At 39.5% G+C, this 24,210-nt stretch carries 35 protein-coding genes and 2 riboswitches; of the genes, 30 read left to right on the top strand and 5 right to left on the bottom strand.

Annotated features, from left to right (window positions below; translation table 11 throughout):
- The first annotated feature begins 16 nt into the window (after positions 1–16).
- From rplX to CD33_RS10660, 27 genes are all read left to right on the top strand, one after another.
- On the top strand, positions 17–325 hold the full coding sequence (gene rplX / locus CD33_RS10790; RefSeq protein WP_036200735.1) for a 50S ribosomal protein L24: 309 nt from the start codon (positions 17–19) through the stop codon (positions 323–325).
- 28 nt (positions 326–353) lie between these two features.
- The gene (rplE, locus tag CD33_RS10785) at positions 354–893 is read left to right on the top strand and encodes a 50S ribosomal protein L5 (protein ID WP_036200734.1); all 540 of its coding nucleotides are present in this window, start codon (positions 354–356) and stop codon (positions 891–893) included.
- Positions 894–914: 21 nt separating this feature from the next.
- A complete protein-coding gene (locus CD33_RS10780) occupies positions 915–1,100 on the top strand; it encodes a type Z 30S ribosomal protein S14 (RefSeq protein ID WP_004233656.1) in 186 nt (61 codons plus the stop codon).
- 29 nt (positions 1,101–1,129) lie between these two features.
- Positions 1,130–1,528 (top strand): 30S ribosomal protein S8, encoded by a 399-nt coding sequence (rpsH, locus tag CD33_RS10775; RefSeq protein ID WP_036200733.1) that lies wholly within the window; start codon positions 1,130–1,132, stop codon positions 1,526–1,528.
- A 30-nt stretch (positions 1,529–1,558) separates the two neighbouring features.
- Entirely contained in the window at positions 1,559–2,098 is a 540-nt protein-coding gene (gene rplF / locus CD33_RS10770) for a 50S ribosomal protein L6 (RefSeq protein WP_036200732.1), read from the top strand.
- Between the two features lie 32 nt (positions 2,099–2,130).
- Positions 2,131–2,490 carry a 50S ribosomal protein L18 gene (gene rplR, locus CD33_RS10765; RefSeq protein ID WP_036200731.1) on the top strand — a complete coding sequence of 120 codons (360 nt, stop codon included), beginning with the start codon at positions 2,131–2,133 and terminating at the stop codon, positions 2,488–2,490.
- Positions 2,491–2,511: 21 nt separating this feature from the next.
- Positions 2,512–3,012 (top strand): 30S ribosomal protein S5, encoded by a 501-nt coding sequence (gene rpsE / locus CD33_RS10760; RefSeq protein ID WP_036200730.1) that lies wholly within the window; start codon positions 2,512–2,514, stop codon positions 3,010–3,012.
- Between the two features lie 14 nt (positions 3,013–3,026).
- A complete protein-coding gene (rpmD, locus tag CD33_RS10755) occupies positions 3,027–3,209 on the top strand; it encodes a 50S ribosomal protein L30 (RefSeq protein ID WP_036200729.1) in 183 nt (60 codons plus the stop codon).
- A 33-nt stretch (positions 3,210–3,242) separates the two neighbouring features.
- Positions 3,243–3,683 (top strand): 50S ribosomal protein L15, encoded by a 441-nt coding sequence (gene rplO, locus CD33_RS10750; protein ID WP_036200728.1) that lies wholly within the window; start codon positions 3,243–3,245, stop codon positions 3,681–3,683.
- Positions 3,683–4,978 (top strand): preprotein translocase subunit SecY, encoded by a 1,296-nt coding sequence (gene secY, locus CD33_RS10745; RefSeq protein ID WP_036200727.1) that lies wholly within the window; start codon positions 3,683–3,685, stop codon positions 4,976–4,978. The genes rplO and secY overlap by 1 nt, the downstream gene beginning before the upstream one ends.
- Before the next feature lie 63 nt (positions 4,979–5,041).
- Positions 5,042–5,698, top strand: coding sequence for an adenylate kinase (locus tag CD33_RS10740; RefSeq protein ID WP_036200725.1), 657 nt, complete (start codon positions 5,042–5,044; stop codon positions 5,696–5,698).
- Between the two features lie 426 nt (positions 5,699–6,124).
- Positions 6,125–6,343, top strand: coding sequence for a translation initiation factor IF-1 (gene infA / locus CD33_RS10735; protein WP_016839390.1), 219 nt, complete (start codon positions 6,125–6,127; stop codon positions 6,341–6,343).
- A 37-nt stretch (positions 6,344–6,380) separates the two neighbouring features.
- On the top strand, positions 6,381–6,494 hold the full coding sequence (gene rpmJ / locus CD33_RS10730; protein ID WP_000868344.1) for a 50S ribosomal protein L36: 114 nt from the start codon (positions 6,381–6,383) through the stop codon (positions 6,492–6,494).
- A 22-nt stretch (positions 6,495–6,516) separates the two neighbouring features.
- Positions 6,517–6,882 (top strand): 30S ribosomal protein S13, encoded by a 366-nt coding sequence (gene rpsM, locus CD33_RS10725; RefSeq protein ID WP_036200723.1) that lies wholly within the window; start codon positions 6,517–6,519, stop codon positions 6,880–6,882.
- Positions 6,883–6,907: 25 nt separating this feature from the next.
- On the top strand, positions 6,908–7,297 hold the full coding sequence (gene rpsK / locus CD33_RS10720; RefSeq protein WP_036200722.1) for a 30S ribosomal protein S11: 390 nt from the start codon (positions 6,908–6,910) through the stop codon (positions 7,295–7,297).
- A 138-nt stretch (positions 7,298–7,435) separates the two neighbouring features.
- Positions 7,436–8,380, top strand: coding sequence for a DNA-directed RNA polymerase subunit alpha (locus tag CD33_RS10715; protein ID WP_036200721.1), 945 nt, complete (start codon positions 7,436–7,438; stop codon positions 8,378–8,380).
- Between the two features lie 47 nt (positions 8,381–8,427).
- Positions 8,428–8,808 (top strand): 50S ribosomal protein L17, encoded by a 381-nt coding sequence (rplQ, locus tag CD33_RS10710; RefSeq protein WP_036200720.1) that lies wholly within the window; start codon positions 8,428–8,430, stop codon positions 8,806–8,808.
- A 533-nt stretch (positions 8,809–9,341) separates the two neighbouring features.
- On the top strand, positions 9,342–10,187 hold the full coding sequence (locus tag CD33_RS10705; RefSeq protein WP_036200719.1) for an energy-coupling factor ABC transporter ATP-binding protein: 846 nt from the start codon (positions 9,342–9,344) through the stop codon (positions 10,185–10,187).
- A complete protein-coding gene (locus tag CD33_RS10700) occupies positions 10,163–11,035 on the top strand; it encodes an energy-coupling factor ABC transporter ATP-binding protein (protein ID WP_036200718.1) in 873 nt (290 codons plus the stop codon). Before CD33_RS10705 ends, CD33_RS10700 begins: the two co-directional genes overlap by 25 nt.
- Positions 11,032–11,829 carry an energy-coupling factor transporter transmembrane component T family protein gene (locus tag CD33_RS10695; protein ID WP_036200716.1) on the top strand — a complete coding sequence of 266 codons (798 nt, stop codon included), beginning with the start codon at positions 11,032–11,034 and terminating at the stop codon, positions 11,827–11,829. The genes CD33_RS10700 and CD33_RS10695 overlap by 4 nt, the downstream gene beginning before the upstream one ends.
- A gap of 22 nt (positions 11,830–11,851) precedes the next feature.
- Positions 11,852–12,592 carry a tRNA pseudouridine(38-40) synthase TruA gene (truA, locus tag CD33_RS10690; protein ID WP_036200713.1) on the top strand — a complete coding sequence of 247 codons (741 nt, stop codon included), beginning with the start codon at positions 11,852–11,854 and terminating at the stop codon, positions 12,590–12,592.
- 225 nt (positions 12,593–12,817) lie between these two features.
- A complete protein-coding gene (gene rplM, locus CD33_RS10685; RefSeq protein ID WP_036200711.1) occupies positions 12,818–13,255 on the top strand; it encodes a 50S ribosomal protein L13 in 438 nt (145 codons plus the stop codon).
- A 22-nt stretch (positions 13,256–13,277) separates the two neighbouring features.
- Complete coding sequence (gene rpsI, locus CD33_RS10680) at positions 13,278–13,670, top strand: 30S ribosomal protein S9 (protein WP_036200707.1); 393 nt, start codon at positions 13,278–13,280, stop codon at positions 13,668–13,670.
- 119 nt (positions 13,671–13,789) lie between these two features.
- A riboswitch (TPP riboswitch) is annotated at positions 13,790–13,890 on the top strand.
- A gap of 52 nt (positions 13,891–13,942) precedes the next feature.
- A riboswitch (TPP riboswitch) is annotated at positions 13,943–14,042 on the top strand.
- Between the two features lie 124 nt (positions 14,043–14,166).
- Positions 14,167–14,907 (top strand): hydroxyethylthiazole kinase, encoded by a 741-nt coding sequence (gene thiM / locus CD33_RS10675; RefSeq protein WP_036200706.1) that lies wholly within the window; start codon positions 14,167–14,169, stop codon positions 14,905–14,907.
- Positions 14,904–15,719, top strand: coding sequence for a bifunctional hydroxymethylpyrimidine kinase/phosphomethylpyrimidine kinase (thiD, locus tag CD33_RS10670; protein ID WP_036200705.1), 816 nt, complete (start codon positions 14,904–14,906; stop codon positions 15,717–15,719). Before thiM ends, thiD begins: the two co-directional genes overlap by 4 nt.
- Complete coding sequence (gene thiE, locus CD33_RS10665; protein WP_036200703.1) at positions 15,709–16,332, top strand: thiamine phosphate synthase; 624 nt, start codon at positions 15,709–15,711, stop codon at positions 16,330–16,332. The genes thiD and thiE overlap by 11 nt, the downstream gene beginning before the upstream one ends.
- 2 nt (positions 16,333–16,334) lie before the next feature.
- Positions 16,335–17,096 carry a 3-oxoacyl-ACP reductase gene (locus CD33_RS10660; RefSeq protein WP_036200701.1) on the top strand — a complete coding sequence of 254 codons (762 nt, stop codon included), beginning with the start codon at positions 16,335–16,337 and terminating at the stop codon, positions 17,094–17,096.
- Positions 17,097–17,225: 129 nt separating this feature from the next.
- Here the strand turns inward: CD33_RS10660 and CD33_RS10655 are convergent, their stop codons facing one another.
- Positions 17,226–18,200 carry a S8 family peptidase gene (locus CD33_RS10655; protein WP_036200700.1) on the bottom strand — a complete coding sequence of 325 codons (975 nt, stop codon included), beginning with the start codon at positions 18,198–18,200 and terminating at the stop codon, positions 17,226–17,228.
- A gap of 227 nt (positions 18,201–18,427) precedes the next feature.
- Between CD33_RS10655 and CD33_RS10650 the strand changes: the two genes are divergently transcribed.
- Positions 18,428–18,694: an alpha/beta-type small acid-soluble spore protein gene (locus CD33_RS10650; protein WP_036200698.1), complete on the top strand. Its 267-nt coding sequence runs from the start codon at positions 18,428–18,430 to the stop codon at positions 18,692–18,694.
- A gap of 596 nt (positions 18,695–19,290) precedes the next feature.
- Positions 19,291–20,148 carry a helix-turn-helix domain-containing protein gene (locus CD33_RS10645; protein WP_036200697.1) on the top strand — a complete coding sequence of 286 codons (858 nt, stop codon included), beginning with the start codon at positions 19,291–19,293 and terminating at the stop codon, positions 20,146–20,148.
- Between the two features lie 113 nt (positions 20,149–20,261).
- Here CD33_RS10645 and CD33_RS10640 read toward each other — a convergent pair whose 3' ends face one another.
- From CD33_RS10640 to CD33_RS10625, 4 genes are all read right to left on the bottom strand, one after another.
- Positions 20,262–20,768, bottom strand: a complete 507-nt coding sequence (locus CD33_RS10640) for a hypothetical protein (protein ID WP_052130177.1) — start codon at positions 20,766–20,768, stop codon at positions 20,262–20,264.
- Positions 20,769–20,976: 208 nt separating this feature from the next.
- Positions 20,977–21,645 (bottom strand): hypothetical protein, encoded by a 669-nt coding sequence (locus CD33_RS19465; protein ID WP_052130175.1) that lies wholly within the window; start codon positions 21,643–21,645, stop codon positions 20,977–20,979.
- A 514-nt stretch (positions 21,646–22,159) separates the two neighbouring features.
- A complete protein-coding gene (locus CD33_RS10630; RefSeq protein WP_036200696.1) occupies positions 22,160–22,828 on the bottom strand; it encodes a GNAT family N-acetyltransferase in 669 nt (222 codons plus the stop codon).
- A gap of 40 nt (positions 22,829–22,868) precedes the next feature.
- Positions 22,869–23,726: a carbon-nitrogen hydrolase family protein gene (locus CD33_RS10625; protein ID WP_036200695.1), complete on the bottom strand. Its 858-nt coding sequence runs from the start codon at positions 23,724–23,726 to the stop codon at positions 22,869–22,871.
- 167 nt (positions 23,727–23,893) lie between these two features.
- On the opposite strand from CD33_RS10625, the gene CD33_RS10620 reads away from it, so the two are divergent.
- On the top strand, positions 23,894–24,199 hold the full coding sequence (locus tag CD33_RS10620) for a 2-keto-3-deoxygluconate kinase (protein ID WP_235863296.1): 306 nt from the start codon (positions 23,894–23,896) through the stop codon (positions 24,197–24,199).
- Positions 24,200–24,210: the final 11 nt, after the last annotated feature.

The raw sequence follows: 24,210 nt of genomic DNA, 5'->3' as shown, positions 1-24,210 counted from the left end.
AGGAGGTGCGACACTAATGCATGTAAAAAAGGGCGACAAAGTTAAAGTTATCACTGGTAAAGATAAAGGTAAAGAAGGCGTTGTTTTAGCTGCTTTCCCTAAACAAGACCGAGTTCTTGTTGAAGGTATCAACATTGTTAAAAAACACGTTAAACCTAACCAGTTAAACCCACAAGGTGGTATTGTAAGCCAAGAAGCAGCAATCCACGTATCGAACGTAATGCTAATCGATCCGAAATCTGGCGAGCCGACTCGTGTAGGTTACAAAATCGAAGATGGCAAAAAAGTTCGTGTTGCAAAAAAATCAGGTGCAGTAATCGACTAATAAGAAATTTGAGAAGGGAGGTACGAACATGAGCCGCCTAAAAGAAAAATATTTAAATGAAGTTTCTCCTGCTCTTATGAGCAAGTTTGAATATAAATCAGTAATGCAAGTGCCTAAAGTAGACAAAATCGTTATCAACATGGGTGTTGGTGACGCTGTACAAAACTCCAAAGCATTAGATGCTGCTGTAGAAGAATTAACAATCATCACTGGACAAAAACCAGTTGTAACTAAAGCGAAAAAATCAATCGCTGGTTTCCGTCTACGTGAAGGAATGCCTATCGGTGCAAAAGTTACACTACGTGGTGAACGTATGTATGAATTCTTGGACAAATTAATCGCTATCGCACTTCCACGTGTACGCGACTTCCGCGGTGTTTCTAAAAAATCATTCGATGGTCGTGGAAACTACACTCTAGGTGTTAAAGAACAATTAATTTTCCCAGAGATCGATTACGATAAAGTTTCAAAAGTACGCGGTATGGACATCGTGATCGTAACAACTGCGAATTCTGATGAAGAAGCTCGCGAGTTATTGACACAATTCGGTATGCCGTTCCAAAAGTAATAAAATAAGGAGGGCGAAAACGTGGCTAAAAAATCAATGATCGTTAAACAACAACGTAAGCAAAAGTTTAAAGTTCAAGAATATACACGTTGTGAACGCTGTGGTCGTCCACATTCTGTATATCGTAAATTTAAACTTTGCCGTATTTGTTTCCGTGAACTTGCATATAAGGGACAAATTCCTGGCGTTAAAAAAGCTAGCTGGTAATCCCCTAAATTGGGAAGGAGGTAAAATTTATGACAATGACAGATCCGATCGCAGATTTGCTAACACGCATTCGTAATGCTAACATGGTTCGTCACGAGAAGTTAGAAGTACCAGCTTCAAACTTAAAGAAAGAAATCGCTGAAATTTTAAAACGCGAAGGTTTCGTTCGTGATGTAGAGTATGTTGAAGATAATAAGCAAGGTATCATCCGTATCTTCTTAAAATATGGAAAAGAAAACGAGCGTGTTATCACTGGCTTAAAACGTATTTCAAAACCTGGCTTACGTGTATATGCTAAAACTGACGAAGTACCTCGTGTACTTAACGGTTTAGGTATCGCTTTAGTATCAACTTCTCAAGGTTTATTAACTGATAAAGAAGCACGTGCTAAAAAAGTTGGCGGAGAAATCTTAGCTTACATTTGGTAATAAGCAATAAAAGAATGGAGGTGCAACTAAATGTCTCGTGTAGGTAAAAAACCAATCGAGGTGCCTGCTAACGTAACGTTGACTATCTCTGACGATAACACTGTTACTGTTAAAGGACCTAAAGGCGAATTAACTCGTCAATTCAACCAAGATATGAAAATTGAATTAGAAGGTAACATCATCAATGTTGTTCGCCCTTCTGATTCAAAACAACACCGTACTATTCATGGTACAACTCGTGCGCTACTAGCAAACATGGTTACTGGTGTTTCTGAAGGATTTTCTCGCTCTCTAGAACTTATCGGTGTAGGTTACCGTGCGCAATTACAAGGTCAAAAACTTGTACTTAACGTAGGTTACTCTCATCCAGTAGAGTTCACACCTGAAGAAGGTCTAGAAATCGAAGTTCCTTCAAACACAAAAGTAATCGTAAAAGGTATTAGCAAAGAACGTGTTGGTGCATTAGCATCAAACATTCGTGATGTTCGCCCACCAGAGCCTTACAAAGGTAAAGGTATTCGTTATGAAGGCGAATTTGTACGTCGTAAAGAAGGTAAAACAGGTAAATAATGCTGCCTAAGCATTAGAAAGGAGTGACCTCTGTGATTACGAAACAAGATAAAAATCAAGTTCGTAAAAAACGTCATGTGCGTGTTCGTACAAAAATTTCGGGTACTGCTGAGCGTCCACGTTTAAACGTATTCCGTTCAAACAAACACATTTATGCACAACTTATTGACGATGTTGCTGGTGTAACACTTGTTAGTGCATCTTCTCAAGAAAATGGTTTTGAGGGTGCAGGTAGCAATGTAGAAGCTGCGGCAAAAATCGGTGAAACAATCGCTAAACGCGCTGCGGAAAAAAATATTACTGCTGTTGTATTTGACCGCGGTGGTTACTTATATCATGGACGTGTGAAAGCTTTAGCTGAAGCTGCACGTGAAAACGGCTTAGAATTTTAATAAGAAGGAGGGACATACTTCATGAGTCGCATTGACGCAAACAAACTTGAACTTGAAGAACGCGTAGTTACAATTAACCGCGTTGCTAAAGTTGTTAAAGGTGGACGTCGCTTCCGCTTTACAGCACTAGTTGTTGTAGGTGATAAAAACGGTCATGTAGGTTTCGGTACTGGTAAAGCTCAAGAGGTTCCAGACGCGATCCGTAAAGCTGTTGAAGACGCGAAGAAAAACTTAATCGAAGTGCCACGTGTTGGTGGAACAACTCCACATGATGTTGTTGGTCGCTTCGGAGCAGGTCAAATCTTAATTAAACCTGCAGCTCCAGGTACTGGAGTTATCGCTGGTGGTCCTGTACGTGCCGTACTTGAACTTGCTGGTATTACTGATATTCTTTCAAAATCTTTAGGTTCTAACACACCAATCAACATGGTACGTGCTACTGTGTCTGGTCTGAATGAACTTAAACGCGCAGAGGACGTTGCAAAACTACGCGGTAAATCAGTGGAAGAATTATTAGGATAAGGGGGGGAATTATAATGGCAAACAAATTAGAAATTACCCTTACTAAATCTTTGATCGGTACTAAGCCTCAGCAACGTAAAATTGTTGAAGCTTTAGGTTTACGTAAAATGAACCAAACTGTCGAACAAGCTGACAACGCAGCTATTCGCGGTATGTTAGATAAAGTAGCTCACTTAGTTACTGTAAAAGGAAATTAGTTTTCAAACATTGAACAAGGAGGTGCCACCCATATGAAACTTCATGAGTTAAAACCAGCAGAAGGATCACGTAAAGAGCGTAACCGTGTTGGTCGTGGTATCGGTTCTGGTAACGGTAAAACTGCAGGTAGAGGTCATAAAGGTCAAAACGCTCGTTCTGGCGGCGGCGTTCGTCCTGGATTCGAGGGGGGTCAAAACCCACTTTTCCGTCGTTTACCAAAACGCGGCTTTACGAACATCAACCGTAAAGAATTCGCAATCGTTAACCTTGATGCATTAAACCGTTTTGAAGATGGTGCAGAAGTAACAGCTGCATTATTACTAGAAACTGGTATTGTGAGTAATGAAAAAGCTGGAATTAAGATCCTAGGTAATGGAACTCTTAACAAAAAGCTTACAGTAAAAGCTCACAAGTTCTCAGCTTCAGCTAAAGAAGCAATCGAGAACGCTGGCGGAACAACTGAGGTGATTTAATGTTTCAAATGATCTCTAACTTTATGCGCGTTCGAGATATACGAAATAAAATCATCTTTACATTATTAATGTTGATCGTCTTCCGTATTGGAACATTCATTCCAGTACCAAACGTCGACTCACAAGTATTAAAGGTTGCCGATGAGTTTAACTTAATTGGTTTCCTTAATACTTTCGGCGGTGGTGCTTTGTCAAATTTCTCGATCTTTGCATTGGGGATTATGCCTTACATTACTGCTTCGATTATTGTTCAGCTATTACAAATGGATGTTGTACCGAAGTTTGCGGAGTGGGCAAAACAAGGTGATGTTGGTCGACGTAAGTTGGCACAATTTACTCGTTACCTAACAATCATTTTAGCTTTCATTCAAGCATTTGCAATGTCATTTGGTTTCAACCAAATGTACGGTGGTTCTTTGATCACCGACACGAGCGTGTTATCATACTTGACTATTGCAATCGTTCTTACTGCGGGTACATCTTTCCTGTTGTGGTTAGGTGAGCAAATCACTTCTCACGGTGTTGGTAATGGTATTTCAATCATTATCTTTGCAGGGATTGTTGCTGCAATTCCAACAACTGTGAATCAAATCTATGCACAACAAATCGAGGATGCTGGAGATCAGCTATTCATTAAAATCGCTATCCTGGTATTACTTGCTTTAGTTATGCTTGCCGTTGTAGTTGGAGTTATTTATATACAACAAGCGTTGCGTAAAATTCCAATTCAATATGCAAAACGAGTTGCAGGACGTTCGCAACAAGCTGGTGCACAGCAAACACATTTACCGTTAAAAGTAAATGCCGCAGGGGTTATTCCGGTAATCTTCGCGATTGCGTTTCTTGTTACACCTCAAACTTTAGCTACGTTCTTCGGTCAAAATGGTTTCACTACATTCATCCTAAACACGTTTGACTATAATAAACCTGTCGGGATGATTATCTATATTGCATTGATTGTTGCGTTTACGTATTTCTATGCATTTATACAAGTGAATCCTGAAAACTTGTCCGACAACCTGAAAAAGCAAGGTGCGTATATTCCTGGCATACGTCCTGGTAACGATACGCAAAGTTATTTAACAAAAGTTCTATACCGTTTAACATTTGTGGGTGCACTATTCTTAATTGTTATCTCAGTATTGCCGATCCTATTTATTAATTTCATGAACCTACCTGCCTCGGCGCAAATTGGTGGTACTAGTGTCATTATCGTAGTCGGTGTTGCTTTGGAAACAATGAAGCAATTAGAAGCTCAACTTGTAAAACGTCATTATAAAGGCTTTATGAAATAAAATGCAGGTTTTAGGAAACGTCCATGTTTCCTAAGCCAGCTAGCTTTAGGGGGAGTGAAACGTATGAATATCGTTTTAATGGGTCTACCTGGTGCTGGTAAAGGTACACAGGCAGACAAAATTGTTGAGAAGTACGAAATCCCTCATATTTCTACAGGCGACATGTTCCGTGCCGCTATTAGCGCAGGCACAGAATTAGGTTTAGAAGCTAAATCGTATATGGATCAAGGTGCTTTAGTACCTGATGAAGTTACGATCGGCATCGTTCGTGAACGACTAGCACAAAAAGATTGTGAAAAAGGTTTCTTATTAGACGGGTTCCCACGTACAGTTCCACAAGCTGAGGCTTTAGATAGCATCCTAGATGAACTTGGGAAGAAAATTGATCACACAATCAATATCCAAGTTGAAAAAGATGAACTAGTAGCACGTCTTAGTGGTCGTCGAATTTGTAAAACTTGCGGTACATCTTATCATGTCATTTTCAACCCTCCAGCAGTGGAAGGTAAATGTGACAAGGATGGCGGCGAATTATACACGCGTGCGGACGATAATCCTGATACGGTAGCAAACCGTCTGGAAGTAAATATGAATCAAGCACAACCTTTACTTGATTTCTATGAATCTAAAGGTGTTTTAACAAATATCGATGGACAGCAAGATATCGTAAAAGTGTTTGCTGATCTTGACGCTCTATTACTACAGGGCAGCCGCAGCTGAAACCCGGCATTAGACGAAAGTCAAACTGCTTTATAGCGGGAGACTTTGCGGGTGCAACAGAATAAAAACTTTATTGAGAGTTGCAAAAGCATATTGTGCCCGGTATACACGAGACACAAATGTGATAAAATCTATTTTGTGGTAAGTGTTATGGGTTTCGTGGAAGCATCTTTGTAACGGGTATGAATCTCTCATCCAAGGCATTCCGGGATAACGAGTAAAGAAATGATTGCATTTCTTTTATCTGAAGTAGTCATTCCCTGGATTGTGTGAAGCGAAACCAGACGAGCGTCTTTCGAACATCTCTCATACAATCCAAGCATATGTTGGTGAAGTTGCTTCTATTGAATAAAAACAGTTGCATAGATTCTCTTTATCGTGTATGTTAGAGAATCGAAAAACGCATATAGAAGGGAGACAGGGTTGATGGCGAAAGACGATGTAATTGAAGTCGAAGGAACAGTTGTTGAGACTTTGCCAAACGCGATGTTTAAGGTAGAATTAGAAAATGGGCACACGGTGCTTGCACACGTTTCTGGAAAGATTCGTATGCACTTTATCCGTATTTTACCTGGAGATAAGGTTACTATTGAGTTATCTCCGTACGATTTAACTCGCGGTCGTATCACATACCGTTTTAAATAATCTTTTGCACTCCGGACTATTAAGGAGGTTGGGTTAGATGAAAGTGAGACCATCTGTGAAACCGATCTGCGAAAAATGTAAAGTAATTCGCCGACGCGGTAAAGTAATGGTAATCTGTGAAAATCCTAAACACAAACAAAAACAAGGATAATTAAAAGGAGGTGCTGTAGCGAATGGCACGTATTGCTGGAGTTGACATTCCTCGCGACAAACGCGTGGTAATTTCATTAACTTACATTTACGGAATTGGTAAAACTACATCTCAAAAAGTATTAGCTGCTGCTGGTGTCAATGGAGATACTCGTGTACGCGATCTTACTGAAGATGAGTTAAACAAAATCCGTGAACAATTAGATACTTATAAAGTGGAAGGTGACTTACGTCGCGAAATTTCACTTAACATTAAACGTTTGATGGAAATCGGTTCTAACCGTGGTATCCGTCACCGTCGTGGTTTACCTGTTCGTGGTCAAAATACGAAAAACAATGCGCGTACGCGTAAAGGTCCTCGTAAAACTGTAGCGAACAAGAAAAAATAATAAGTAAAGGGGGTTCCTTCTTAACATGGCTCGTAAACAACAAACTCGTAAACGTCGTGTGAAAAAGAATATCGAATCTGGTATTGCACACATCCGTTCTACATTTAACAATACAATCGTAACGATTACAGATATGCAAGGTAACGCAGTATCTTGGTCTAGTGCTGGTGCGCTTGGATTCAGAGGTTCACGTAAATCTACTCCTTATGCTGCTCAAATGGCTGCTGAAGCTGCTGCAAAAGCGTCCGTTGAACATGGTCTGAAGACGTTGGAAGTAACTGTTAAAGGTCCTGGTGCTGGTCGTGAAGCTGCAATTCGTGCACTTCAAGCTGCTGGTTTAGAAGTAACTGCAATCAAAGATGTTACTCCAGTACCACATAACGGTTGCCGTCCGCCAAAACGTCGTCGTGTGTAATGGGTGCATCTCAAACTTTTGAGTTCATCATTGCTTGTACAAAACAAAATCTTGTGCAAATCTTATAAAGTCAATACATTTTGACTATTATGATGTTATGAACCTATACATTCGATGTTTTGAAGGAGGGTAAATTGAATGATCGAAATTGAAAAACCAAAGATTGAAACTGTTGAGATCAGCGAAGATTCCAAATATGGCAAGTTTGTTGTAGAACCGCTTGAACGCGGATACGGAAACACTTTGGGTAATTCTTTACGTCGTATCCTTCTGTCTTCATTACCAGGAGCTGCTGTTACATCTATTCAAATTGATGGTGTATTACATGAATTCTCTACTGTCGAAGGCGTAGTAGAAGATGTTGCTTCAATCATTTTGAATATCAAAAAACTTGCACTTAAAATCTACTCTGACGAAGAAAAAGTTATTGAGATTGATGTGAAAGGTGATGGAACGGTTACAGCTGCTGATATCACACATGACAGTGACGTTGAAATATTAAATCCAGATTTGTATATTGCAACAATCGCTAAAAATGGTCATCTACGTATGCGCATGTATGCTCGTCGTGGCCGTGGATATACTCCTGCTGATCAAAACAAACGTGAGGATCTTCCTATTGGCGTGATCCCGATCGACTCTATTTACACTCCAGTTTCACGCGTTAATTTTCAAGTGGAGAACACTCGTGTTGGACAGAACTCTGATTTCGACAAGTTATCACTTGATGTGTGGACAGATGGTAGCATCGGTCCAAAAGAGGCGATATCGCTCGGAGCAAAAATTTTAACTGAGCACCTTAATATCTTCGTAGGCTTAACGAATGAAGCACAAACTGCTGAAATCATGGTCGAAAAAGAAGAGGATCAAAAAGAAAAAGTTTTAGAGATGACGATTGAGGAATTAGATCTTTCAGTTCGTTCGTATAACTGCTTAAAACGCGCTGGTATCAATACGGTACTAGAACTTGCGAATAAATCAGAAGACGACATGATGAAAGTACGTAATCTTGGTCGTAAATCACTAGAAGAAGTAAAAGCTAAATTAGAAGAGCTAGGTTTAGGATTACGTAAGGAAGACTAATCAAGTAAATCTACTTATAGCAGTCTAGATTAAAGGAGGGAACATCCATGGGTTACAGAAAACTTGGTCGTACAAGTTCTCAACGTAAAGCGTTATTACGTGATTTAGCTACTGACTTAATCATTAACGAACGCATCGAAACTACTGAAGCACGTGCGAAAGAATTACGTTCTGTAGTTGATAAAATGATTACTTTAGGTAAACGTGGAGATTTACATGCTCGTCGTCAAGCGGCTGCATTTATCCGTCGTGAACTAGTAACAACTACTGATGCAGAAGGTAACGAAACAACTTCATTTGCACTTCAAAAGTTATTTAATGATGTTGCGCCACGTTACACTGAGCGTCAAGGTGGTTACACTCGTATCCTTAAAGTAGGACCTCGCCGTGGTGACGGTGCACCTGTAGTAATTATTGAATTAGTTTAATACGGATTCTTAATTAACAGGTATGAGGGTGTCCGGTTCACCGGTTGAACCCGGACCCCTCTCTTTTTTCACTGATGGGTATTCGATTTCACCTTCATTAGTGGTAGAAAAACGTCGATTTTCGATATCGGGAATCGTGTTTTTCTAATAATCATAATGATTTATACGACAATAAAATGGCTTGAGCGTTATAATGAGCGGATCACTAGTTGATGGCGTCTCGTCTAGCTCTCCGCACCTCATTCATCAAGAGCACGGAAATGAGCAGCCGTGTTCTTGTAAACAAATGTAGTAGTAAAGCGCATTTCTTTCGAATGAGGTGCGCGCTTTTTTATTTCCAAAAAAGAGTCAGTGAGCAATAGACTGTTTTTCATTTAACCATACATATACAAAAATAATGTACGTTTCGATCGGTGTTTTTCTGATATGCAAACGTACCTTATTTTTATATATGACGACGCCTTATGAAAAGGTAGCATTGCGGTTTAAAACAGTGTAATTTAGTTAGTAGAGATAGAGAGGAGCTAAGATCAGTGACCGAGATTTTATCGTTTAGTAATGTAAGTTTTTCATATACACCAGATAGCCCGGAACACAGGAAAGCTGTTCAGAATGTTTCGTTTTCAATTAATGAAGGGGAATGGATAGCGATTGTAGGACATAACGGTTCTGGAAAATCAACGATGGTCAAGCTAGTAAGCGGACTACTCTTTCCACAAGAAGGAGAAGTGCGCGTGATGAGAAATATTTTAACGGAAGAAAATCTTTGGGAAGCTCGTTCAAATATCGGGATGGTTTTCCAAAACCCGGATAATCAATTTGTTGGCGCTACAGTACAGGATGATGTAGCATTCGCATTGGAAAATAGCGGTGTACCATATAAAGATATGGTTGAACGTGTTCACTCATCACTTGAACAAGTGAAGATGGACAAGTTCTTAAACCATGAACCTCACCACCTATCTGGTGGACAAAAACAACGTGTCGCTATTGCAGGTGCACTAGCTATGCGACCTAAGCTTTTAATTTTGGATGAAGCAACATCAATGCTTGATCCCCAGGGACGAGATGAGGTATTGAAAACCGTTCGTGCCCTTCGTGAAGAAATTGGCTTGACCGTTCTTTCCATTACGCACGATGTAGAAGAAGCAATATTTGCAGATCGAGTACTATTTATGAATGACGGAAAAAAATACGCTGAAGGAACACCTTCCGAAATTTTTGCTCTTGGTGATAAGCTTGTTGAATTTGGCTTGGAGCTCCCTTTTGCAATGCGTATGACAAAACTTTTTCAAGAAAATGGTGTGTTATTAGCAGGACAACATATGTCAGAAGAAGAGTTGGTGAATGATTTATGGACATCAAACTTCAACAAGTAAGTTATGCGTATTCAATGGGGACTCCTTTTGAAAAATATGCGTTATTCGATGTTGATTTAACAATTCCTCATGGAACCTATCAGGCGATTATCGGGCATACAGGATCGGGCAAGTCTACCATCCTTCAGCACTTTAATGGTCTTTTAAAGCCATCAAAAGGACAAGTACATATTGGAGACCGGGTTATAGTTGCCGGGAAAAAAGCCAAGGAACTAAAACCTGTTCGCCAAAAAGTTGGAATTGTCTTTCAGTTCCCTGAACATCAACTGTTCGAAGAGACCGTGCTGAAGGATATTATGTTTGGTCCGATGAACTTTGGTGTGTCGGAAGAAGTTGCGGAAGAAAGGGCACGCGAGCTGATACATCTAGTAGGCTTACCAGAGGATACTTTAAACAAATCACCCTTTGATTTGTCAGGAGGCCAAATGCGCCGTGTAGCGATTGCTGGGGTGCTTGCAATGGAACCCGAGGTAATTGTGTTGGATGAACCGACCGCGGGGCTTGATCCCCGTGGACAAAAAGAAATTATGGACATGTTTTATGCCCTTCATAAAGAACGCGGCCTAACAACGATCCTTGTTACACATAGTATGGAAGATGCTGCCCGTTACGCTGATGCCATTGCCATTATGCATGAAGGACGATGTGTATTGAATGGAACACCTCATGAAATATTTTCTGATGCGGAAACACTCGAAAAATACCGTTTGGAACTGCCGCATATAGTCCGCTTCCAAAGGAAGATAGAAAAATTAATCAATAGATCATTATCCAAAATTTGTTTAACGGAAGAAGAGCTGGCTTTAGAAGTTGCACATGCCTTACGAGAGGGGCGTGAAGCAAAATGATGGAGAAAATGATATTTGGCCGTTATATTCCTGGGGATTCATTTGTTCATCGATTGGACCCGCGTTCCAAGCTTGTCTTTGTATTTGCTTTTATCTTGGTTGTTTTCTTGGCGAATAATATAATCACTTATGCTTTACTATTGGCTTTTACATTACTGGTCATTCTAATGTCCCGTATTCGCGTGTACTTCTTGATCAATGGATTAAAGCCGGTGATGATTCTATTGGTATTTACGTTTTTAATTCATATTTTGTTTACTAGAGAAGGGGACATCCTCTTTGAGCTAGGGTTCTTAAAAGTCTATGAGGAAGGGTTGAGGCAAGGTATTTTTATCTCGATCCGCTTCTTGGTACTGGTACTCATGACATCCATATTGACGTTAACGACATCACCTATTTCCATAACGGACGGGATTGAAGTACTGTTAAACCCTTTAAAAAAGATGAAAATGCCTGTTCATGAATTAGCTTTAATGATGTCCATCGCCCTTCGTTTCATCCCAACATTAATGGATGAAACGGATAAAATCATGAAAGCGCAAATGGCACGCGGTTCGGATTTAAGTGCCGGACCTTTAAAAGAGCGTATAAAAGCGGTTGTCCCGCTATTGGTCCCTCTATTTGTCAGTGCGTTTAAACGCGCGGAGGATCTTGCTACGGCGATGGAAGTCCGTGGGTATCGCGGGGGCGAAGGACGGACGCGATATCGACAGTTAAAATGGGATTGGCGGGATACAACCAGCTTAGTTGTACTAGCCGTCATGACTGTATTATTAGTATTTTATCGTAATTAATCAATAGGCGAGGTGAAGTTCATTGAGACGTTTAAAGGCGACCATTAGTTACGATGGCACCCTTTTTGCCGGTTATCAAGTTCAGCCAGGGGAGCGCACTGTACAGCTTGAACTTGAAAATGTATTAACCAAAATGCATAAAGGGGAAAAAGTGAAAATTACGGCGAGTGGTCGTACGGATGCCCGTGTCCATGCAACAGGACAGGTCATTCATTTTGATACAACCCTTACAATTCCGGTAGATCGTTATAAAAAAGCGTTAAACGTCCAATTACCTCGGGATATTCGTGTACTGGCAGTGGAGGAAGTAGCTGCAGATTTTCATGCAAGATACAGTGTCTCAGGCAAACAGTATCGATATATTTGGAACTGTGAGGAACAACAAAGTCCCTTCCGCCGGCATTATTCCGTTGAAACCAATGGTCTGAAGCCAAATGTTGAAGACATGCAGGCTGCTGCAAACTATATTGTCGGAACACATGATTTCTCCTGCTTCTGCGCGGCCAATACAAGTGTAGTGGATAAAGTTCGAACTGTTCAATCCTTGAGCTTCTCTTGGCAAGGGGAAGAACTGCATATGGTAATAGAAGGCAATGGCTTTTTATATAACATGGTACGGATCATTGCGGGAACCTTGTGGGAAGTTGGCATAGGGAAGCGTGAGGTTAAGGACCTGGAGGGAATTGTTGCTTCCATGGATCGTGGAAGAGCTGGCAAAACCGCTCCTGCCCATGGTCTCTATCTGGAAAAAGTCTTCTATTAAATCTAAATTTTATAAGTCCAAAATCTGGGCGTGCACTTAAACGAAATGTGTGCTAAAATAAATAAGCAACACTACCAGGTGTGTTGCTTTTTTTCTTGACTTATGTATAAATATATTATAAGATGACATATGGTATTTTCATTACCACCACAAATAAGCCCCGAAACTTATAAGTGTATACTAATGAAAAATAACGGTAATTGAATCGATTAGGAGGATATATAAATGCGTACAACATTCATGGCTAAAGGTCACGAAGTAGATCGTAAATGGTTAGTAGTTGACGCAGAAGGCCAAACGCTTGGACGTTTAGCTTCTGAAGTAGCTGCTATCTTACGCGGTAAACATAAACCAACATTCACACCAAACGTAGACACAGGTGACTTTGTTATCGTAATCAACGCTGACAAAATTCATTTAACAGGTAACAAATTAGAAGGTAAAATTTATTACCGTCACACTCAATTCGCTGGTGGTTTAAAACAACGTACAGCTGGCGAAATGAAAGATAAATACCCAACACAAATGATCGAATTAGCAGTTAAAGGGATGCTTCCTAAAAACTCTTTAGGACGTAAAATGTTCGGTAAACTAAACGTTTACGCTGGAGCAGAACACCCACATGCAGCACAAAAACCAGAAAGCTATACGCTTCGCGGATAATTATTAAGAGGAGGATATACCCTTGGCACAAGTTCAATATATCGGCACAGGTCGCCGTAAAAGCTCAGTAGCTCGCGTACGTTTAGTACCAGGCGAAGGTAAAATTGTTATCAACAACCGTAGCATCGAAGAGTACTTACCATTCGAAACTTTACACTTAATCATCAACCAACCATTAGAAGCAACTCAAACTAAAGGTAGCTATGATGTATTCGTAAACGTAAACGGTGGTGGATTCACAGGTCAAGCCGGTGCAATCCGTCATGGTATCGCTCGTGCGTTACTATCAGTTGACCCAGATTTCCGTCCAGCACTAAAATCTGCAGGTTTACTAACTCGTGACCCACGTATGAAAGAACGTAAAAAATACGGTCTTAAAGGCGCGCGTCGTGCGCCTCAGTTCTCAAAACGTTAATTTTGCGTTTCAAGGCTCTTTCCACTTATGTGGGAAGGGCTTTTTTTCTTGCCTGTTTCCCAAATATTTTAAATTAGTGTAGATTAATTCTATATTTGATGTAATATAGACTATAGTTAAATGTTTTGCAGGGGGACACGATTGGTGTTGAGAAGGTTAAAACCTGACCCTTAGAACCTGATCCGTTAATACGGGCGTAGGGAGCAACGTACATATTATTCGTGTGCTTGTATGCTCTCCATATTTTGGAGGGCTTTTCTTTTGCAAAATTACTTTAATTGCGGGGGGACACAATCTGTGTTGAGAAGGTTAAAACCTGACCCTTAGAACCTGACAGTTAACACTGACGTAGGGAGCAATCAAGGGTGTAATTTACCTTTTTTGGCCTCTACTTTCTATAGTAGAGGCTTTTTTGCTCTCCAATAATAAGGAGGAAGAAACATGATATTGCTTATAGAAGTCGGAAACGGACTGCGAAACCCGGGGGTGAAGCGATATGCTGGCGAAAATTAATCAAACCAAACCATTGGTACACTGTATAACGAACTATGTCGTGGCCAATTTTACAGCAAATGGGCTACTGGCCATTGGTGCTTCACCAGTTATGGCGGACGAAGCAGAAGATGCGGCAGCCATGGTGGCGATAGCCAATGCATTGTTATTAAATATTGGGACGGTGAATGCCCGTACCCATGATGCAATGCTTGTTGCTGGGCGAAAGGCGAATGAGTGCGAGGTGCCGGTTGTATTGGACCCTGTGGGAGTAGGAGCAACACCCTATCGAAAAAGTGTTGTCATGCAACTGCTTGAACAGGTAAGTATTGATGTGCTGCGCTGTAATGAAGGAGAGCTTGCTTCAATCCATGGTGTTACATGGGAATCCCGTGGTGTCGATAGTGGCAATGGTGAAATGGACACCATCGCTGCAGCAAAAGAGGTTGCACGAAAGTATGAATGTATCGTGGTGGTCACAGGAGCAACCGACATTGTGACAGATGGACAAGAGATTATGCAAGTGCAGGGGGGCAATATCCATGCAACACACATAACAGGAACAGGTTGTCTATTGAGCGCGATCTGTGCGGCTGTACTGGCATGCAGCGAGAAACCGTTGCAGAATTTAGCATCTGCATTAAAAGAATACAAAATAGCGAGTGAACAAAGCGGCACAGAATTGGGGATGTTTCCGGCTCATTTTATCAACACTCTACAAAGGATAGCGGAGGGACGTTTATGATTGCTTTAACTATTGCCGGTTCCGATTCTGGTGGGGGCGCGGGAATTCAGGCGGATACTAAAACCTTCCAAGAACTTGGAGTTTTTGGTACAACGGCGATTACTTCTTTAACAGCCCAAAACACTCTTGGTGTACACGGTATTTTTGAGGTATCACCGGCATTTCTGAAACAACAAATTGACTCGGTACTGGCGGATTTCAATGTACGAGCCATTAAGACGGGGATGCTTTATTCGGCAGAAATTATTGAGGCGGTAGCGGATGTCATGAAAATGCAAGACATTCCCCTTGTTGTTGACCCGGTCATGATCGCTAAAGGCGGCGAAGGATTATTAAAGGAAGATGCAGTTACAGCATTAATAACTAAGCTGCTTCCTCTTACAACCATCTGCACACCAAATATTCCTGAAGCGGAAGTGATTACGGGAATGGCAATTAATAGTGAGAGTGATATCGAGGTAGCGGCGAAAAAAATTTTGGCCCTCGGTGTGCAGTATGTCGTGATAAAAGGTGGTCACTTACACGGTGAATTTTCGGTAGATGCAATTTATTGGGAAGATGGTTACTTCGCGATGAAAACTCCACGTGTGCAAACAAAGGATACGCATGGAACAGGTTGTACATTTTCAGCAGCAATCACGGCCCACTTAGCAAAAGGATTATCTGTGGAAGCAGCAATAATTGAGGCGAAGAGATTTATCCAATTAGCGATTTCAACCCCTTTATCGATTGGTAATGGTCATGGTCCGACAAACCATTTTGCGTATAAGCGTGCAGGCGGGAATTGTGAGGTAGCTATCCATGAATCGTAATGACTTGAGTGTGTATTTTATTATGGGGACATCAAATAGCAAGCAACCATTGGAAACCCTTGAAAAAGCACTACAGGCAGGCATTACTTGCTTCCAAATTCGTGAAAAAGGAGAAGGCTGTTTAAAGGGGGCAGCCTATGAGGCATTTGCGAAGGAATGTCAAAACCTTTGCAGGGCATATAATGTTCCGTTTATTGTAAATGATGATGTGGACTTGGCATTGAAGCTGGATGCTGATGGGATTCATGTTGGACAGGACGATTTGGCGATTACTGAATTTCGCGCCCAGGCGAATGGCAAAATCATCGGGGTTTCGGTGCATGATGAACAGGAGCTGCACCATGCTGTAAAAAGTGGGGCAGATTATGTTGGAATCGGTCCGATTTATCAGACGAAGTCAAAAAGCAATGCAAAACCACCTGCAGGGGTGAACTTTTTACAAAAAGCCAGAAGCCTGTACCCCCAATTTCCCATTGTCGGGATTGGTGGCATTAATGAAAAGAATGCAGCGGAAGTTCGATCAGCTGGCGCGGACGGAGTAGCTGTTATTTCCGTCATTTGTGAAAGTTCAGATATAAATAAAACAATACGAGCACTAAGTGGGGAGAAATGATGATGGAATTACGTGAACAAACGGTGTTAATAACAGGTGCTAGCAGAGGAGTCGGGGAAGAGCTGGCACGGGCATTTGCAAAAGAAGGGTCGAATGTCATCATTAATTACTATAAGAGTCAAGATAAAGCGGAAAACCTGTCAAATGAACTGGGTGATAAGGCGATAGCCTTGCAAGCGGATATTCGCAAATCACAGGAGGTTCATAAGATGGTTGAAGAGGCCAAACAATACTTTAAAACCCCTATTACCACAATTGTTAATAATGCGTTAATTGATTTTGAATTTAATCCAGTTACTCAAAAAAATGTAGCGGAACTAAGCTGGGCGGATTTTGCAAAACAATTTGAAGGGACGATCCAGGGCGCACTAAATAGTGTTCAAGCTTGCTTGGATGATATGAAAGAGCTTGGCTTTGGACGGATTATCAATATTGGGACCAACCTTTTTCAAAATCCTGTGGTGGCCTATCATGAATATACAACAGCCAAAGCGGCATTAGTAGGCTTAACGCGCAATATGGCAAAGGAGCTAGGTGCTTATGGGATAACGGTGAATATGATGTCTGGGGGGCTTTTAAGACAGACTGACGCAAGTAAAGTCACATCTGCCGAAGTATTCCAGATTATTGAATCCTCTACACCTCTGCAAAAAGTAACGACACCGCGGGAGCTGGCGGATGTAGCCCTATTTTTTGCATCGCCTTGGGGAAGAGCGATTACGGGGCAAAATCTAGTAGTTGACGGTGGACTCGTCATGGACTAAGTCATAATTTCCAATATGGGAAGGCAATCTTAAGTTTAAAGCCACAAAGTACACTAAGTTAGAGCACAATTTCTCAAGAAGTGTGCTCTAACTTAGATCTGAGTTTAATGAAATCTACTTGAACTAATGTTAAGAATGGGCCGCAGTCATCATCTCTTGAATTCTTTCAACTAGGTTAAGGTTCAGGAAACCATTCCCTTCGGAACTTTTACGATTTCCGATTGGTAAAGTCCGTTTAATAAGCTGGGCATAAATTTCTGCTTCGCTCAAAGTACGGCCAAACTCTTTTTCGCTCAAAACAATAAGAAGTGCCAGAGCACCGGCGATATGAGGAGTTGCCATAGAAGTGCCGGACAGGGAAGCATATTTATTGCCCAAGTACGTAGAGACAACTTCTACTCCGGGGGCAACCAAGTCTATCTCTTCATTTGTATTCGAAAACGGAGCGAGTGTTAAATTATTATCAACAGCTCCCACTTGGATCACTTCATTGTATTTTCCAGGATAAGAATACTCGAAAGTGTCTTCACTATTATCCCCTTCGTTTCCAGCAGCCACTACGACGGAAATACCTTGGCTAACTGCTTTTTGAATAGCTTTATGCATTTCTGGAACATCTTCAGGACCACCCAATGACATTGAAATTACGCGGACTCGTTCCTGGTCGGGACCACGCCACTCTGTCGCAAATTTAATGGCATTGATAATCCACTCGTAATTACCGGACCCCTCCCCGGTTAGTGCTTTTAAACTTAGGATTTTGGCTTTGGGGGCGACCCCAACAACCCCCGCGTTATTTAGGCTAGCAGCAATCGTTCCTGATACATGGGTACCATGTCCATTGTTATCCTCAAATATATTGGGATCGCCATCATAATCGGAAGTGAAGTTTCTTCCGTCGATAATTTGATCTTGGAGGTCGGGATGATCGGTTTCAATACCAGTATCAATAACTGCAATTACAATGCCTTCACCTTGATTACTATCTTCCCAAATATCGGGTGCCTGTATTAACTCAATCCCTTTTGGTATTTCGTTTGTGTTCTCTACAACCGACTGAATAGTGTAAGGAATCAATCTGACTTGTAACGGTTTTTGAATCATTTTTCATCCGCTCCTTTTATTGAATTCGGAAGTTATCAAAAAGTAATTTCTTCCTTGTTTTATTAATTCAACAAAAAAATTTTCTATTCCTTCTTCTAATAATGAATGAGAACAAAATGTATATTTTTTCCTATATTGAAGAGAGTGATTTTGGTCGGATACTTTTAATATTAAAACATGCTTATGCCTGCTTTGGGACATGATATATGTAAAGGAGGGGAATGATTATGGCAAGAAGAAAGAGAAATAAAATTTTGATTCCCGAAGCACGACAAGGACTGGATTTACTAAAAGCAAAAGTTGCCGGGACAACTGATCCCGAGCAAGCGAAATATGAAATTGCAGATGAAGTAGGCGTACCATTAAAAGAAGGCTATAATGGGAAGCTCACTTCGGAACAAGCCGGAAAAGTTGGGGGCCGACTGGGTGGCAGCATGGTAAAGGAACTTGTTAGAATGGCGCAAGAGGATTTAAAAAAGAATCAAAGTTTGTAGGAGTGGTTTGTTTATTAAGGAGGTGTTAACTTATTGGAAGGCTTTCCTGTTTTTATTGCGGAAAAAAGGAAGCTGCATTAGCCCTGGCTAGTGCATTAAGTATACATATCAAGGAACATGATGGGAATCTTGAAGATGAATCCAACAAGAACATTTGCTTAAAGAAGTGTTTGTTTGTTGTTTTAAGTAAAAAAAATTTGGAGTGTTTTTAATGGAATCAATCACACAAAGAAAATGTGAAAAATGTAATGGGCTAGAGAATAGATAAAAAATAAACATCCCCGAATTTGACTTTTATTATATAAGAAAAAACGGGGATGTTTTTGTTTAGCAATATTTATTACACCAAAACGGCTTTCACCCAGGAATCATGTTTTATAGGTTCTTTATATTGAACTAGTAATTTAATATCCTATAATATCCCAAGTTAAAGTTATTAAATCTGTTGGCACGGAAGTTTGTAAAAACATTATAAATTCTAGCATCTCTAAATACCCCCTTTCCTATCAGTTAAATATATTCCTATTATTTCAAATAAAAGGTAAAATACGGTAGAATGTTAATCATAGTTAACTCTTTATTTAGGAGGTATTTTGGTGCAAATCGGAACAGTGATAAAAGAGATACGAATGAGTAAAAATATCCCTTCCAATAAAGTTTATAGAAATATTTTAACTAGACCTGCGATAGCAAAATTTGAAAAAGGCCTAAGCGATACTTCTGTTGAAAAGTTCTTCTTAATTTTGGAGGCATTGAATATTACTTTAGAGGAATTTGAAGTGCTTTATTATAAAGCAGAAAATAAGGACTTTCAGTATACTAAACAATACGCTGAAGCGTATTATAATAAAAATATTGATGAATTGCGTAAAATAGCGCAAGGTGCTAAAAAAGATTTTGAATTCACAGGTAATGTTAAATACCGGCATTACCAAGCAATAGTTCTACTGCTTATAGACCAACTAAAGGACAATCATGAAAATGAAAATGAACAAGTTATAATTAGAGACTACCTTATGGGATGTAACACTTGGGGATATTATGAAATTACTTTATTTACAAATACTATCGCTTTTCATTCACTTGAATTGATAGACTCAGTTTATTCGCGTGCAATTAATACACTATTATTATTAAAAAATTTAAAAAGATACAGAAATGAAATTGCATTAATGTTATTTAATATTTTGGAAAAAACTATAATAGTTAAAGATACATTGCGAGCTAAATTTTACTTAGTGGAATTGAAGAAAATAAAAAATGATGTGCTGGACAATATGTATATACAAGCTATGATCAAATACTTCTCAGCGATAGTAGAAATGATAGACGGCCAAGATAGAAATGAAGTTATCATGAAGATTATTAGTACCTTTAACTTCTTGGAACTATCTTCAAAAGAAGATCAGTGCTATACCTTCTATCACAAGGTCAAAAAATTGTATCAGCTGTAACTAATACTTAAACATTTCGATATAGCAAAGAAAGATTATATTCTATCTTTTTCATAATAAAAAAAATCACCATAACTCAATTGAGTTGGTGATTTTTTAAATGGCCATTTGGCTTAATTTCCTTGTTGTTTCGTAGTTAATTGTTCAAGTGTTTTCCATTTAACGATTTTTTCTATTTCTTTGCTATTAATACTAAATTTGATTTTTACTCTGCGTTCATTGTCTGCCTGTACTTTTGAAGTTTTAAGTTTGAGCACTAACTTCCCTTCGCCATCGATTACTAAGTTTTTCAAATTTGTTAAATCTCCAATATCTGAATCACCATATATTCCTGTTGTTTTTAAAGGGTCGGCTCCAAAAAATTCATAGCTAATACCATCTTCTTCGAGAGTAATTGGCTCTTCTTCGCCTTTTATTAACTCTAATGACACTATGTTAACAGGCTCCTTACCTGTCCATTCAATTGGTACAACGATATGGTAAGTTTCATTTTCATTAGGGGTGAAGCCAAAATTTCCTAAAAGAAACTCACCAGCGACATCTTCTTCTTTGTCACTACATCCAACTAATACTAATAAACATATCAAGCTGCTTAAAAAAAATCCAATGGTTCTATTCATAGTATGCCCCCTCGTTTGGTATTTAAAGTAATATCTAAATAATATGAATTATTTTAGATTCTAAAGATAAAGTTAAAAGTAGTCCATGAAGAATTTAAAATAAATTAGAATACACTCTATATCTTAATTTAGAAATGCTTTTACCCCCCGAAAATTCCTAATGGAATCACCGAGGGGTGAAAAATTAAGCTTCCTGTATTTATTTTTATTAATATAGAGAATAAGTGTAAGAATGTGATACATTTTTACGCGCGTAATAAGTACCACTTGCACCACCAGATATGCTAAATCCAGCAGCTTCAAATCCAACTGTATAATCGTTACTAATCTCTGCAGTAAGTGTTGCAGCACCTGATACATTTATTTTTGTTGTTGGGTATTTCCCTGTAGTAGAGATAGCACTTGAGTTTTGTTGTTCTAAATAGGCCATTCCACTACTTGCTTCCCACCAAGTAGTATTTACTTCATTAATCTGACGGAAAGAACCAGAAGAGTATACATTTAATCTAGCCTTCAAAAAAGCTTTACCATAACTAGTACCTGTTGATTGAGTAACCGTCATTTGTGTATAACTATTTGTTGTAGCGTTAGTACTAAAACCATTTGTTTGTACTAGTGGCTCTTCTTCGACTTTGATTTCTGTAATCAATTCATTAGTTTCTTTGTCGTAGACATTAACTTGATCTACATTTGGGTCCGTAGAATTAATTTTTTCTAATTCAACTTTATTTTTGTCATAAGGAATTTCAACAAAGATACTTCCTACAGGGGCCTTAAAGGATTTAACTTCCGAAGCTTCTGTAGGTTGTGAAAACCCTAATAAAACTCCAACTAGCAACACAAGACTAAATGCAAATAACTTACCAAACTTGCTCATTCTTATCCCTCCTATAATTTGTAATTCTCTTAAATCGTAATTTATAGTAATTTCTAACAGGGAGAATGTTAACTATTATTTACTCTTTTTTTCAGGTTAAAGTAAGTTAATAGTCTATTTAATATAGTTCACCAGTTTTCTAATGAATATAGAAAGAGAAGAAATATTTAATACGCGTCTTTTAAAAACTGATATTCAGTGAAGTTCTTTTCTTTACTCTGATTCTCAGAAAGTAATCTACTATCATTTGTACTTAGTTGCTGTTTAATTTTTTTTTAGTTCTTCATGTAACTCTTTTGTTTTAGTATGTATCTATAATTGAAAAACACGTGAACTTTTTTAAGGTGAAATGTAGTTTAGATCGCGTTGTAAGGTTCTTATTGTTAAACAATGATTTTTTTATAGTTGTATAGTTGTAAATTAACGAAGTAGTAAATAAATCAATTGATTCAAAGTATCGTAGATCTAGAAAAAAATAGAGACTCCCTCAGTACATGAGTAGCCTCCGTTATAATTATAGGAGTTTAAAAGGATTCTTCCATTCCATTAAAACTCCGTAGTTTAATGATTCTTCGTCCTCTAAATAATTTTCCACAACCGCGATTGGCAAACGTCCACATTTCAATAAAAATGTAATGACCGGATCGTATAATTCACCAGCAACGACTTTATCCACATACCTTTGAGCGGACATATTTCCTGCCTGCTTATGGTAGCCTGGTATTCTCCCCCCACCAAGAAGGCGATCCAATTGCATCTCAACAACAACATGGTACATTGCCTGCATCATTATTTTGCCCAGCCCCAAAGAGCGAAATGTTGGTCGAACACTAATATCGACAATGTACAGTGTATTTCCATTCGGGTCATGATTTGTGATATATCCACTATCCGTTGCTTCTTCCCATGTGTGATTCGGATGAGCTGGATTGAAATTAGTGCAGACGCCAGTCAATGAACTTGCAACCTGTCCATCGATCTCAACACAAAGAGCTCCTCGCGGAAATAGGGAGACATGGTTCAATAATTGTTCGTTGTTCCACCATAATTCAGACGGGAAAGGGGGCGGAAAACATTCTTTCTGAATATCAATCAATTGTTCAAAATCATCTTTTGTATAATTGCGGACAATAACACGATGGGGTTTTTCCTTATCGAATACTATTTGTTCACTTCTGTACAATTGTTCCACCTCTTTCTCGCATGCAGTTCATATATAGACCTTATTTCCAATCCGTATATAAATCTGTCCGACGGTCCCTCCAAGTAGTGACAGAACCTTTCTCACGTACTTTTTCAAGTAGTTCAATATCAAGATCTGCAGTCACCAACATATCGTCGTTAATTTCTCCTTCAGCCAATAGCCCTTTGGGTGGGAATGGTACATCATTTGGAGTAATAATTGCAGCCTGGCCAAAATTTGCGCGCATGAAGTCTACGGTCGGCAATGCACCTACCGTACCTGTCAACACGACATAAATTTGGTTTTCAATTGCCCGGGCATGACTTGTGTAGCGAACACGATGGAACCCATGACGATCATCTGTACAAGAAGGACAGAAAATGATATCTGCCCCCTTGGCTTTCGCCATCCGGACAATTTCAGGGAACTCGATATCATAACAAGTCAGAATGGCAATCGTGCCTTTCTCTGTTTCGAACACCTCTAAACCTTCCCCGGCAGACATATTCCATTCATGAACTTCAGTTGGTGTAATGTGGAGCTTTGCCTGAGTACCCATTCGTCCATCCGGATAAAATAAATGGGCTGTGTTCCGTAGCTTCCCATCCACATTTACCACATGTGTTCCGGCAATAATGTGGATGTTGTATATTATTGCAAGTTGACTGAATAATTCACGGTACTGTTCAGTGAATGATGGAAGATCATTTATCGTCAATGATTTTCCATCGGCCCCTTTAATGGATAGTAATTGAGTTGTGAAAAACTCGGGGAATAATATAAATTCCGTTTCAAATTCAAGCGCAGCCTTAATATAGTGCTCGCATTGCTGGGCAAATTCCTCAAATGCATCAATTGTGTGGAGATGATATTGAACTGCGGAAACTCGTAACTTCATGGTCAACCCTCTTTCTAGTTTATTTAATAGCTCTATTATAGAGAATTTCTATCTGCTTGTATTTATAGACGCATCCGAAAAAGGTCGTTATTAAATGCAGTATTGTAAATTTGCGTTGTAAATTTGTATACTTATGTATACAATCGTATACAATAGGTGGTGTTTTTATGGGAAATGAAATAAATGAGCTGAACGATGAGATGAAGAGAGATAACCAAGTTGAACGCAAAAATCGACGTGGCGGAAGAGGCCATCAGGGTGCCAAAACGTTTAGGCGTGGAAGAGCACTGGCATTTTATGAAAAACTCATAGTAAAGAGGGAAACTTTAAAGCAACAATTGGAATCGCAGGAATTACAATCGATTCAGCAAGTGATCGCAGGAGAACTAAAAGCGACCGAATCGATCATGAATGATTTTAAAGCGGCCTTTGAGCTGGAAGAAATCACATTAATGCGGGATGAAGATAACTAGTTCTCTTATGA

The organism is Ureibacillus sinduriensis BLB-1 = JCM 15800 (assembly GCF_000772955.1).
GTDB classification, from domain to species: Bacteria; Bacillota; Bacilli; order Bacillales_A; family Planococcaceae; genus Ureibacillus; species Ureibacillus sinduriensis.
Note: the sequence above shows the minus strand (reverse complement) of the source record. Positions and strands in the feature narration are given on the sequence as shown.